At 61.9% G+C, this 11,960-nt stretch carries 10 protein-coding genes; 6 read left to right on the top strand and 4 right to left on the bottom strand.

Annotation, left to right across the window (positions count from 1 at the left end):
- Window positions 1-16 precede the first annotated feature (16 nt).
- From AC0Z8Z_RS14085 to AC0Z8Z_RS14075, 3 genes are all read right to left on the bottom strand, one after another.
- Window positions 17-769 (bottom strand): maleate cis-trans isomerase family protein, encoded by a 753-nt coding sequence (locus AC0Z8Z_RS14085; protein WP_485619501.1) that lies wholly within the window; start codon window positions 767-769, stop codon window positions 17-19.
- Between the two features lie 341 nt (window positions 770-1,110).
- Window positions 1,111-2,496 (bottom strand): MFS transporter, encoded by a 1,386-nt coding sequence (locus tag AC0Z8Z_RS14080; protein ID WP_485619500.1) that lies wholly within the window; start codon window positions 2,494-2,496, stop codon window positions 1,111-1,113.
- 133 nt (window positions 2,497-2,629) lie between these two features.
- Window positions 2,630-3,571 (bottom strand): LysR family transcriptional regulator, encoded by a 942-nt coding sequence (locus AC0Z8Z_RS14075; protein WP_122536861.1) that lies wholly within the window; start codon window positions 3,569-3,571, stop codon window positions 2,630-2,632.
- A gap of 121 nt (window positions 3,572-3,692) precedes the next feature.
- On the opposite strand from AC0Z8Z_RS14075, the gene AC0Z8Z_RS14070 reads away from it, so the two are divergent.
- Both AC0Z8Z_RS14070 and AC0Z8Z_RS14065 read left to right on the top strand, forming a co-directional pair.
- Window positions 3,693-4,868 carry a fumarylacetoacetate hydrolase family protein gene (locus tag AC0Z8Z_RS14070; protein WP_485619499.1) on the top strand — a complete coding sequence of 392 codons (1,176 nt, stop codon included), beginning with the start codon at window positions 3,693-3,695 and terminating at the stop codon, window positions 4,866-4,868.
- A 48-nt stretch (window positions 4,869-4,916) separates the two neighbouring features.
- Complete coding sequence (locus tag AC0Z8Z_RS14065; RefSeq protein ID WP_122536859.1) at window positions 4,917-6,701, top strand: IlvD/Edd family dehydratase; 1,785 nt, start codon at window positions 4,917-4,919, stop codon at window positions 6,699-6,701.
- Window positions 6,702-6,878: 177 nt separating this feature from the next.
- On the opposite strand, the gene AC0Z8Z_RS14060 is transcribed toward AC0Z8Z_RS14065, so the two are convergent.
- Window positions 6,879-7,784: a LysR family transcriptional regulator gene (locus tag AC0Z8Z_RS14060; RefSeq protein ID WP_485619498.1), complete on the bottom strand. Its 906-nt coding sequence runs from the start codon at window positions 7,782-7,784 to the stop codon at window positions 6,879-6,881.
- A gap of 116 nt (window positions 7,785-7,900) precedes the next feature.
- Here AC0Z8Z_RS14060 and AC0Z8Z_RS14055 point away from each other — a divergent pair, with 116 nt between their 5' ends.
- From AC0Z8Z_RS14055 to ispA, 4 genes are all read left to right on the top strand, one after another.
- Complete coding sequence (locus tag AC0Z8Z_RS14055; RefSeq protein WP_485619497.1) at window positions 7,901-8,908, top strand: zinc-binding alcohol dehydrogenase family protein; 1,008 nt, start codon at window positions 7,901-7,903, stop codon at window positions 8,906-8,908.
- 56 nt (window positions 8,909-8,964) lie between these two features.
- Window positions 8,965-10,158 carry an L-dopachrome tautomerase-related protein gene (locus AC0Z8Z_RS14050; RefSeq protein WP_485619603.1) on the top strand — a complete coding sequence of 398 codons (1,194 nt, stop codon included), beginning with the start codon at window positions 8,965-8,967 and terminating at the stop codon, window positions 10,156-10,158.
- Between the two features lie 552 nt (window positions 10,159-10,710).
- Window positions 10,711-10,953 (top strand): exodeoxyribonuclease VII small subunit, encoded by a 243-nt coding sequence (locus tag AC0Z8Z_RS14045; protein ID WP_062384761.1) that lies wholly within the window; start codon window positions 10,711-10,713, stop codon window positions 10,951-10,953.
- Complete coding sequence (ispA, locus tag AC0Z8Z_RS14040; protein WP_172609849.1) at window positions 10,950-11,837, top strand: (2E,6E)-farnesyl diphosphate synthase; 888 nt, start codon at window positions 10,950-10,952, stop codon at window positions 11,835-11,837. Before AC0Z8Z_RS14045 ends, ispA begins: the two co-directional genes overlap by 4 nt.
- The last annotated feature ends 123 nt before the right edge of the window (window positions 11,838-11,960 follow it).

Below are 11,960 nucleotides of genomic sequence, written 5' to 3'. Positions count from 1 at the left end.
CCCGTCAGCCATCGCCTCAGAACGCGCCCGACAACAGATGGCCGGCGTTTGGAACCTGCGCTTTGAGCCCGAGGGTTTTGAGCATCTGGTAGACAGTCGCCACGGAGGCGGACAGCACCGGCTTATCGAGACGATCCTGTACGACCTGGATGGCGGGCAACGAGGGCATCTGCACGCAGCACGACAGCACCACGCCGTCGGCTTGGCCGATGTTGAGCCGGTCGGCGTGGGCAACCAGATCCATCGAGTCGAGACGCCCGACTTGCAGGTTGTCGGAGACTTCCAGGCTGATGGCATCCACCACCTCGATGCCGGCCGCTTCGATGTAGTCGATGACCTGTTGGGTGAGTGGCTTCATGTAGGGCGTGATGATGGACACTTTCTTGTAGTCGAGCATGAGGAGGCTGTCGATCAGCGCCCCGGCCGAGCTGAGCACGGGTGCGTCGGACGCATTGCTGGCAACGGTTTTACTCAGACGATCCTGCGACACTTTGTGGTAACCGGCGCCCTGGCACATGATTGCCACCAGGCAGGCGTACGCCATGACATCGACCCGGGCATCGCTCAATTCCAGCGCGCAACGGTCGCTGTCGACGTCCATCTTTTTCAGCTCTTCGGGGCTGACTTTCATCATGCGCATGCGGGAGGAATGGAAGGTGAAGCGCTCGTCTGGGAACAGGGAGTACCGCGACGTCAGCATCGCCGGAATCTCGGTTTCCATGGTGGTGTTGGAGCTGGGGACGATCTGGCCAATCCGGAAATTTCTCACAGGGTCTTCTCCATTTCGCCGACGGCGAGGTCATGTGCGACCGATGCTAGGAGTGACCGAGAGCGGCGTATATCAGGCAATGACGAGCCTGCCATCGCGGCTGGCGATGGCAGGCAACAAAGATATGGATGACCGGGGCGCGGTATTAGTGCTGGCACCCGTTCATGTGGGAGCGAGCTTGCTCGCGAAGAGGCAGGAACATCCGCTGAATATTCGGCGGCTGGAATACCGTCTTCGCGAGCAAGCTCGACTCCCACAGGTACCGCGTTTACTGCGCGAAACCTTGGCGTCTGGACCAGAGGAATATCCCACAGGGAAAAGCGCCGTTCGCTTTACCTCGTCTACGCGTGAGAAAGCACCTCGCCTCGCGCAGGCGATTCGGCCTTGTGATTGCCCAACATCGCCCGTGGGATGGACAGAATCAGTCCGGCGCTGATGAACAAACAGGCGCCCAGCACGTAGGTGCCGTTGTTGATGTTGCCGGTGAGGTTCTCGGCCACGGCGGTGATCATCGAACCGGTGAAGCCTGACAGGTTGCCGATGGCGTTGATCATGCCGATCCCCGCTGCGGCCGCGACGCCAGACAGCACGGTGCCCGGCAGGGTCCAGTAGATCGGCATCAGGCTCAGCACGCCGGAGGCGGACACGCTGAGGAAGATGATCGACAGCACCACGTTACTGGCGAAGTAGGCGCTGAGGATCAGGCCGATGCCGCCGATGATCGCCGGAATCGCTGCGTGCCAGCGGCGCTCGCCGGTCTTGTTGGAGTGCCGCGCGTTGAGGGTCATGGCGATCACGGCGATGCCGTAGGGGATGGCCGTCAGCAGACCGATGTCCATCGGGTTGGAGACGCCGGCGCTTTTGATGATCGATGGCATCCAGAACGCGAGCCCGTAGAACCCGGTGTTGAAGGTCAGCAGGATCAGCACCAGCAGCCACACGCGTCCGTTGAAAAACACCTCGCGCAGACTCGTCGCCTTGCCTTTGCTGTCGGTCTCCAGATTGGCCTTGAGCATGGCCTTTTCCTGGGGCGACAGCCATTTGGCCGCGTCGATGTTATTGGCCATGAACGCCAGCACCACAAAGGCCATGACCACCGAAGGCAGCCCTTCGATGATCAGCAGCCACTGCCAGCCGGCCATGCCGTTGACGCCCTGCATTCGGGTCATCAACCAGCCGGAAATCACGCCGCCCAGCGTCAGACTGATGGGCATCGCCATGAGGAAACCTGCCATCACCCGGCTTTGCCGACGGGTAGGAAACCAGTAGTTGAGGTAAAGGATGACGCCGGGAAAGAAGCCTGCCTCACAGATGCCGAGCAAGAAGCGCAGCACGTAGAACATGGTTTCCGACTCGATATGGAAAAACTTCGCCAGCGGCACGGTAAACGCGACGGCCATGGAGACGATGGCCCAGGTGAGCATGATCCGGGCGATCCAGAACCGCGCGCCGAAGCGATGCAGCAGTAGGTTGCTGGGTACTTCAAAGATGAAATAGCCCCAGAAGAACATGCTCGCGCCGAGGGCATAGACGGTATTGCTGAATTGCAGATCGTTGAGCATGTCCAGCTTGGCGAAGCCGATATTCACGCGGTCGAGATAGGCCGCCATGTAACACAGGAGCAGGACGGGAAGGATGCGCAGAATAACTTTGCGGTAGGTGCGGTCTTCAAAGCTGGCGTGCCCGGGACCCGAGGACTCGGGCAGGCGCTGGGAAACGGTTTCCATGGTGGGACCTCCAGGCACTCGGACGCGCCTGTATTGTTGTTATGGAGGGTCGAAACACGGACCGATGTTACTGACAAGGGTATTGATTAGGATAATGACTTGTTTCCATTGATTGATAACGCCGGGTTATCGCTCATTGATGCGCCAGCCGTGCATTCGCCAGCAGGATTTCGGCGAATTCCGACGCCGCCCCCAGCAACGGCTCGCCGCGGCGAGTAAGAATTCCGTAGTCCTGAGGGGCCAGTTTCAGTGGCGTGTTCAGCACTTTCAGCAGGCCCGAATCCAGGTGCGGCTGCGCCATGGACGCGGGCAACATCGCGATCATCGGCCCTGCCTGCAGGACTTGCAGGAAGGTCTGCATCGAGATGGTGTCGATGGTGTTCTTCGGGGTGGGGATGCCGGCCTTGGCGAAGGCCTGCTCCATCCGTGCGCGAATCGGAGTGCCCAGTGGATACAGAATCCATGGCCAGTTTCCAAGTGCTTGCAGCGGCGTCTGCGCCAGTTCGGTCAGCGGATGGCGACTGTTGACCACCATGCAGAATGGCTCCGGCGCCAAGGCCTGAAAGTCGTAAACCTGCTGCTGGTTTTCGTTGGTGTAGCGCGCCACCGCGAGATCAAGCTTCTTGTCGTCGAGCATTTCCATCAAGTGATCGCTGGTCTGCTCCACCACTTCGATCGACAGCAGCGGCCAGCGAGCTTTCAATTGCACGATGGCTTCCGGCAGCACCACCGCAGTTGCCGCGAAAATCGCTCCTACTTTGAGAAAACCATGCCCGCCTTCCCGCAGGCTGCTGATCTGATCAACGAACTTGCTCGCATCGTTCAGGGCGATCTGCGCATAGCGCACCACGTGCTCACCGAGGGCGGTCGGCGGCATGTTGCGCGGCAGACGCTCAAACACATCGAAGCCCAAGAGGCGCTCGATCTCGCGCAGCATTTTGCTCACCGCCGGCTGGCTGAGGTTCATGTGTTGCGCCGCGGCATGCATGTTGCGAGTCCGCGCAAGGGTTTCGATAAGCACCAAATGCTTGAACTTGAGCCAGTTACAGACTGTTGAGAAGGAAATATCCGACATGAGCGCGGCCTCAAGGAGCGATAACCCAGTGTTATCGATTATTAAGCAGATGTCATTGGAGTTTATCGCCGGTGCTGATTAGGGTCGCTGATAAACCATAAAAAGCGTTGAGGACTTCACCATGCCGATTCAGCTCACTCCCGAAAACACCCTCCCCGCCGACGGCCTGAATGGCACGTTGATCGGCCGCGCCTGGGTGCCCGGTAAAGTCGGCGGCCCGTCGCCCGTGGTGTTGCGCAGTGATGGGGTGTTCGATCTTTCGTCGAGCTTTGCCACGTTGAGCAACTTGCTGGAGCTGGAATCGCCGGTAGCTGCGGTACGCGAAGCCCAGGGCACGCGCGTCGCCAGCCTCGAAGAATTGCTGGCGAATTCGACCGCGACGCCTGATCCCAACAAACCGTACCTGCTGGCGCCAGCGGACTTGCAAGTGATCAAGGCCGCAGGGGTGACCTTCGCCGCAAGCATGATCGAGCGGGTGATCGAGGAGCAGGCGGCGGGCGACCCGGCCAAGGCGGAGAGCGTACGCGCCATCGTGCAGAACGCGATCGGCGACAACCTGCGCAACATCAAACCGGGCTCCGAACAAGCCAGCACACTCAAGGCGCTGCTGATCGAGCAAGGCATGTGGTCGCAATACCTTGAGGTCGGCATCGGGCCGGACGCCGAGATTTTCACCAAAGCGCCGGTGCTGGCAGCGGTGGGCAGTGGCAGCCAGGTGGGCATTCATCCGAAATCAGAGTGGAACAACCCCGAGCCGGAAGTGGTGCTGGCAGTGAACAGCCGCGGGCAGATCCACGGCGCGACACTGGGCAACGACGTCAACCTGCGGGACTTCGAAGGGCGCAGCGCGCTGCTTTTGAGCAAGGCCAAGGACAACAACGCCTCGTGCTCGATCGGCCCGTTCATTCGACTGTTCGACGAAACCTTTTCCCTGGAAGACGTGCGCAACTGCGTGGTCGATCTGCAGGTGAAAGGCAACGACGGTTATGTCATGAAAGGCTCAAGCTCCATGTCGCAGATCAGCCGCGATCCGGCCGACATCGCTGGCCAGGCGCTCAATGCCAACCACCAATACCCGGATGGTTTCCTGCTGTTTCTCGGCACCCTCTTCGCCCCGACCGCCGACCGCGACCATGCCGGCGGAGGTTTTACCCACAAGTTGGGCGATCAGGTCAGTATCAGCAGCAGCCTGTTCGGCGGCCTGCACAATGAGGTGACCCACAGCAGCGACGCGGCGCCGTGGACGTTCGGCGTCGGCGCGCTGCTGCGCAACCTCGCCGTACGCGGTTTGTTGTAACGCTGAACACCTTACGCAGCACACCTAATTCCAAGAGAGACCCGAACCATGTCCGACACGCCGAAACGCCCCCTTCGCAGCCAGCAATGGTTCGATGATCCGGAACACGCTGACATGACGGCGCTGTACGTCGAGCGCTACATGAACTACGGCCTGACCCGCGAGGAGCTGCAATCCGGCCGACCGATTATCGGTATCGCTCAGACCGGCTCTGATCTGGCGCCCTGCAATCGCCATCACCTGGAGCTCGCCCAGCGGGTCAAGGCCGGCATTCGCGATGCGGGCGGGATTCCGATGGAATTTCCGGTGCATCCGATGGCTGAGCAGACGCGCCGCCCGACCGCTGCCCTGGACCGCAATCTGGCGTACCTCGGGCTGGTGGAAATTCTTCACGGCTACCCGCTGGACGGCGTTGTCCTGACCACCGGCTGCGACAAAACCACGCCAGCTTGCCTGATGGCGGCGGCGACCACCGACCTGCCAGCCATCGTGTTGTCCGGCGGGCCGATGCTCGACGGTCGTCACAAGGGCGAGTTGATTGGTTCCGGCACGGTGCTGTGGCACGCGCGGAATTTGATGGCGGCCGGCGAGATTAATTACGAAGGCTTCATGGAAATGACCACGGCGGCGTCACCGTCGGTGGGCCACTGCAACACCATGGGCACCGCGCTTTCGATGAACGCGCTGGCGGAGGCACTGGGCATGTCGCTGCCCGGCTGCGCGAGCATTCCGGCGGCGTACCGCGAGCGCGGGCAGATGGCCTACATGACCGGTAAGCGCATCTGCGATCTGGTCCGCCAAGACGTGCGTCCTTCGCAGATCATGACCCGCGAAGCCTTTGAAAACGCGATCGCGGTGGCCTCGGCCCTGGGTGCTTCGAGCAACTGCCCGCCGCACCTGATCGCCATCGCCCGGCACATGGGCGTCGAGTTGAGCCTCGACGACTGGCAGCGCATCGGCGAAGACGTGCCGTTGCTGGTCAACTGCATGCCCGCCGGGAAGTACCTGGGCGAAGGCTTCCACCGCGCAGGCGGCGTGCCAGCGGTGATGCACGAGTTGCAGAAGGCCGGCAAGCTGCACGAAGACTGCGGCACGGTCTCCGGCAAGACCATCGGTGACATCGTGCGTAACGCCGTCGCCCACGACGCCGACGTGATCCGTCCGTATGAAGACCCGCTCAAGCACCGCGCCGGTTTCATCGTGTTGAGCGGCAATTTTTTCGACAGCGCGATCATGAAGATGTCGGTGGTCGGCGAGGCGTTCCGCAAGACCTATCTGTCCGAGCCGGGCGCGGAGAACAGCTTCGAGGCGCGGGCCATTGTGTTTGAGGGCCCCGAGGATTATCACGCGCGGATCAACGACCCTTCGCTGGAAATCGACGAGCGCTGCATTCTGGTGATCCGTGGCGCTGGCACAGTCGGCTATCCCGGCAGTGCCGAGGTGGTGAACATGGCGCCGCCGTCTGCGCTGATCAAACAGGGCATCGACTCGTTGCCGTGCCTGGGCGATGGCCGGCAGAGCGGCACGTCGGCCAGCCCCTCGATCCTGAACATGTCGCCGGAAGCGGCGGTGGGCGGTGGCCTTGCGTTGCTGAAAACCAATGACCGGCTGCGCGTGGATCTGAACAACCGCAGCGTCAACGTGCTGGTCAGCGACGAGGAAATGGCTGCACGCCGCGCGCTGTTCGAGCCGAAGATGCCCGCCTCGCAAACCCCGTGGCAGGAGCTGTATCGGCAGTTGGTGGGGCAACTCTCCACCGGCGGATGCCTGGAACCGGCGACCTTGCATTTGCGGGTGATTGCACGGAGTGGCGAGCCGCGGCATTCCCATTGACACCGCAGATTGTGTCGCCCGGCATATGACTTGTGGGAGTGAGCTTGCTCGCGAAGAGGCCAGTACATCCGCCAAATCTTCAGCGGTTGGAATGCCGTATTCGTGAGCAAGCTCACTCCCACAATGATTGCGTTTGATCGTTCCCACGCTCTGCGTGGGAACGATCACAACTCATCCTCACAACAACGCCGGCAACCCCTTCTCCATTCCGGCGAAGCGGTTTTTCAACAGTGAATGCAACTGCTGCACCGCCGGGGAAAACTGTTTGCGGTGCGGGCAGATCAGGTTGAGTGGAGTCGGCTCGCCCGGGTAATCCGGCAGCAACACTTCCAGCCGCCCGGCGTGCACGTCCTCGCAGACATCCAGCCACGACTTGTACGCCACACCCTGCCCCGCCACCGCCCAACGCCTCACCAGATCCGCGTCATCGGTAAGCAACGGGCCTGACACCGAAAACACCCGACCACCGAGCCGCCACTTGTCGTACACCCGCCCCGCCAGGGTGAACAGCAAACACTCGTGCCGCAGCAAGTCGTCCGAGACCATGGGCCGGCCCTTGCGCGCCAGATACTCCGGCGACGCCACCAACACCCGGCGATTCCACGGCGCCAAGGCCAACGCGATGTAGTTGGCGTCTTCGATCACGCCGTAGCGAATGGCAACGTCCACCGGATCGCGAAACAGATCGGCCACTTGATCGGAGATGAACAGACGCAGATTCAGCGCCGGGTGCTGACTGCGGAAATCCGTCAGCCAGGGCAGCAGCATGTTTCGCCCCAGATCCGAAGGCGCGGCCACTTGCAACGTGCCCTGCAGCTCGGCACTTTCCCGCCGCAGCTTTTCCCGGCCATCCCGTAAGGCATCGAGCACCGTCTGGGCGGTCGGCAGGTACTGCTCGCCTTCGGCGGTGAGGCGCAGGCTGCGCGTGGAACGGGCAAACAGCCGGATATCCAGCTCCCGTTCGAGGCGCTTGATGGCTGCCGCCACTTGCCCCGGCAACAGATCCACCTCCCGCGCGGCATTGGAGAAGCTGCCCAGCGCAGCGGTGCGGACGAAGAGGGTCAGGTCGTCGATACGGATCATCTTCACTCCAGCCGTGAAAGTGTTGCCGGATTCTGCTGGTTTTTCAGCATGACGAACAAGAACAAGATGGGTCCAACGTTTAAGCCACCTTCTGTTCATTGATTAGAGAGATCGCCATGAAAGCCATCGCCTTCACCCAGCACGGTCTGCCCATCGAAGACCCCAATTCGCTGCTCGACATGGACCTGCCCAAGCCGACGCCCGGCCCTCGCGATTTGCTGGTCGAAGTCAAAGCGATTTCGGTCAACCCGGTCGACACCAAAATCCGCGCCGGCTCTGCCGCCACCGAACCCAAAGTGGTCGGCTGGGACGCCGTCGGGGTTGTGCGTGAAACGGGCAGCGACGTCACCCTGTTCAAAGCCGGGGACGAAGTGTTCTACGCCGGCTCCATCGCCCGTCCTGGCAGCTACAGCGAATTCCACCTCGTCGACGAGCGCATCGTCGGGCACAAACCCAAGAGCCTCGACAACGCCCACGCCGCCGCGCTGCCGCTGACCTCGATCACCGCGTGGGAGTTGCTGTTTGACCGTCTGGGCGTTGAAGAAGGCGGCGGCGAAGGTGACAGCCTGTTGATCATCGGTGCCGGTGGCGGCGTCGGGTCGATTCTGGTGCAACTGGCCCGCCAACTGACCAAACTGACCGTGATCGGGACAGCGTCGCGTCCGGAAACCCGCGAATGGGTCGAAAGCCTGGGCGCCCACCACGTCATCGATCACAGCCAGCCGCTGGTCGAGCAACTGAACCGGATCGGCGTCGGCCAGGTGAGTCATGTCGCCAGCCTGACCCACACCGATTCGTACTTCACGCAGCTGATCGAAGCCCTGAAGCCACAAGGCCAGCTGGCGCTGATCGATGACCCGAAATCCCTCGACGTGGTGCCGATGAAACGCAAGGCGCTGTCGCTGCACTGGGAACTGATGTTCACCCGCTCGCTCTACGAAACCCCGGACATGATTGCCCAGCATGAACTGCTCAATCGCGTCGCCGACCTGATCGACCAGGGTGTGCTGAAGACCACCCTTGGTGAGCATTTCGGCGCGATCAATGCCGAGAACCTGCGTCGCGCCCACGCCGTCATCGAAAGCGGCAAGGCCAAGGGCAAGATCGTCCTCGAAGGTTTCTGAACCTGTTTTCATTATTTGAATGGCCTGCTGCGGCAGGCCGGGAGCCGTTTGTGTCCATGAAGCAGAACGTGATGTTGTCGGCGCTGGCCCTGTCAGTCGCTTTGATCAGCCAGACCGGCATCGCCGCCACGACCGCAACCCCCGCCACCGCCCTGCCCGCCAATGCGCCGGCGGAGAAGACCATCGGTCAGCTTGAGCAGGTGTTCGCCTTCCACGACGCCATGCCCACCGGCGTGACCGTGACGGAAACCGGGCGCATCTTCGTCAACTTCCCGCACTGGGGCGACGACGTGCCGTTCACCGTGGGCGAAATCCGCGACGGCAAGGTTGTCGCCTATCCCGATGCAGCCATTAACAAAGAAGACCCCAAAGACCCGGCCATAGGGCTGATCAGCGTGCAGAGCGTGGTCGCCGACGGTCAGGGCCGCGTCTGGCTGCTGGACACCGCTGCGCCGAATTTCGCCGCACCAAAAGCCGGCGGCGCCAAGCTGGTGGCGGTTGATCTGGCCAGTAACAAAGTGGTCAAGACGCTGGTCTTCCCGACCAACGTCATCCTGCCGAGCACCTACGTCAACGACATGCGCTTTGATTTTCGCAGCGGCAAGGAAGGCACGGTCTATGTCACGGATTCGTCGGTCTCCGGGCCCGGCGCGATCATCGTCATGGACATCGCCAGCGGCAAGGCGACCCGTCGCTTGAACGGCGCGAAATCGACTTCGGTCGACCCTGATTTCAAACCAGTGGTCGAAGGCCAGGCCGCGCTGGTCAGCAAAGGCCCGGACGGCAAGCCGAAAACCATGGGTGTTGCGTCTGATGGCATCGCTCTCTCCGCTGACGGCAAGACGCTGTACTTCAGCGCACTTTCCAGCCGCCACCTGTTTGCCGTACCCACCGAGATGCTGCGCGATGCCAGCGTGAGCGAGGCGCAACTGAACGCTGCGGTTAAAGACCTCGGCGAAAAAGGTGCCTCGGACGGTCTGGAATCAGACGCCAACGGCGCGGTCTACGCCGGCGACTACGAGCACAACGGCATCCGCAAACGCCTGGCCGACGGCAGCTGGCAGACCATCGTTCACGACCCTCGCGTGCTGTGGCCGGACACCCTGTCGGTTGGGCCGGATGGCTACCTGTATTTCATCGCCAACCAGTTGCAGCGCCAGGCCGGTTTCCACGACGGCAAGGATCTGCGCGAAAAGCCCTACAGCCTGCTGCGGGTGAAGATCGACGCCGCGCCTGCGCCGACTCGTTGATCGTGCAGGCATAGTCAGTCGCGCGAACGCGCAGCAGGAGTGAGCTTGCTCGCGAGGACGGTATTACAGCCGCTGAAGATTTAGCGAATGTTCGGCCCTCTTCGCGAGCAAGCTCGACTCCCACATGTCCATCATCTGCAGCCGACATCCGCGAGGCAGATGCAACTCCTGTAGGAGTGAGCTTGCTCGCGAAGACGGTATTACAGCCGCTGAAGATTTAGCGGATGTTCGGCCCCTTTCGCGAGCAAGCTCGACTCCCACATGTCCATCATCTGCAGCCAACATCCGCGAGGCAGATGCAACTCCTGTAGGAGTGAGCTTGCTCGCGAAGACGATATTACGGCCGCTGAAGATTTAGCGAATGTTCGGCCCCCTTCGCGAGCAAGCTTGACTCCCACATGTCCATCATCTGCAGCCAACAACCGCGAGGCAGATGCAATTCCTGTGGGAGTGATGCACGGCAAGCCGTCACCTGTGCCCCCCTTCTCATTTGCCCCGATGCTTGCGCTCTGCTAGTGTCGCGCCGGTTTAACGTCTACCGGGATAGCCGCCATGGCCCGCAAGAAAGCTGCACTGGATTTCGAACAGTCCCTCACGGATTTGCAAACGCTCGTCGAGCGTCTGGAGAACGGTGAGCTGTCGCTGGAAGACTCACTGACCGCCTTCGAACAAGGCATCCGCCTGACCCGCGAGTGCCAGAGCGCGCTGGCCCAGGCCGAGCAGAAAGTGCAGGTCTTGCTGGAGCGCGACGGCGAGCTCGCCGAAGAGCCGTTCGACGCGGAACAGCCGGAATGATCGCGGCGTATCAGGCACTCAGCCAGGCTCGCGTCAACGCGGCGCTGGAGACTCTGTTCGATGCGCCCGCCCCTGAATTGACCCGCCTTTACGCCGCCATGCGCTACAGCGTCACCAATGGCGGCAAGCGCGTGCGCCCGCTGCTGGTTTACGCCGCCTGCGAAGCCTTGGGCGGCAACGCCGAGCACGCCAACGGCGCCGCCTGCGCGGTGGAGCTGATCCACGCGTATTCGCTGGTGCACGACGACCTGCCAGCCATGGACGACGACGATTTGCGTCGCGGCCTGCCCACCACCCACAAAGCCTTTGACGAAGCCTGCGCGATCCTCGCTGGCGACGGCCTGCAGACGCTGGCGTTCAGCGTGCTGAGCGACAACGCACTGACCCCGCAAAACGCCGATACCCGGCTGAAAATGGTCGCCACCCTCGCCCGTGCATCCGGCCCTGCCGGCATGGTCGGCGGGCAGGCTATTGATCTCGGCTCGGTCGGACTCAAGCTCGACCAGAAGGCGCTTGAATTCATGCACCGGCACAAGACCGGCGCACTGATCGAAGCCAGCGTCAGGCTCGGCGCCCTGGCCAGCGGCAACGCAACCCAGGTCCAGCTTGATTCGCTGCAGATCTACGCCCGCGCCATCGGCCTGGCGTTTCAGGTGCAGGACGACATTCTCGATGTCGAGAGCGATACCGCCACGCTGGGGAAACGTCAGGGCGCTGACATCGCTCGTGACAAGCCGACCTACCCCGCGCTGCTCGGCCTGGAAGAAGCCAAACATTACGCACTTGAGTTGCGCGACCAGGCCCTCGTGGCGCTGCGACCGTTCGACGCGGCCGCCGAACCCTTGCGGGCCCTGGCACGTTATATCGTCGAACGCCGCAACTAAGCGCAGGTCATAGCATTTATCGGGTGCAGGCAGCCCTTGCTGCCGCTGCCCGATTTCGCCGGTAAACGTTACCCCTGAACATCGCATTGCTGCACATCGTGCGCAGCCGGCGATGCATCAGGT

The organism is Pseudomonas sp. 1L-C-7-B-C1 (assembly GCF_057291635.1).
This window is presented reverse-complemented; position numbering and strand designations above follow the sequence as displayed.

Coding starts and splice junctions, on each gene's coding strand:
- AC0Z8Z_RS14075 (WP_122536861.1), bottom strand. CDS start 3,571: ATGTCGGATATTTCCTTCTCAACAGTCTGTAACTGGCTCAAGTTCAAG.
- AC0Z8Z_RS14070 (WP_485619499.1), top strand. CDS start 3,693: ATGCCGATTCAGCTCACTCCCGAAAACACCCTCCCCGCCGACGGCCTG.
- AC0Z8Z_RS14055 (WP_485619497.1), top strand. CDS start 7,901: ATGAAAGCCATCGCCTTCACCCAGCACGGTCTGCCCATCGAAGACCCC.
- AC0Z8Z_RS14065 (WP_122536859.1), top strand. CDS start 4,917: ATGTCCGACACGCCGAAACGCCCCCTTCGCAGCCAGCAATGGTTCGAT.
- AC0Z8Z_RS14060 (WP_485619498.1), bottom strand. CDS start 7,784: ATGATCCGTATCGACGACCTGACCCTCTTCGTCCGCACCGCTGCGCTG.
- AC0Z8Z_RS14080 (WP_485619500.1), bottom strand. CDS start 2,496: ATGGAAACCGTTTCCCAGCGCCTGCCCGAGTCCTCGGGTCCCGGGCAC.
- AC0Z8Z_RS14050 (WP_485619603.1), top strand. CDS start 8,965: ATGAAGCAGAACGTGATGTTGTCGGCGCTGGCCCTGTCAGTCGCTTTG.
- AC0Z8Z_RS14045 (WP_062384761.1), top strand. CDS start 10,711: ATGGCCCGCAAGAAAGCTGCACTGGATTTCGAACAGTCCCTCACGGAT.
- ispA (WP_172609849.1), top strand. CDS start 10,950: ATGATCGCGGCGTATCAGGCACTCAGCCAGGCTCGCGTCAACGCGGCG.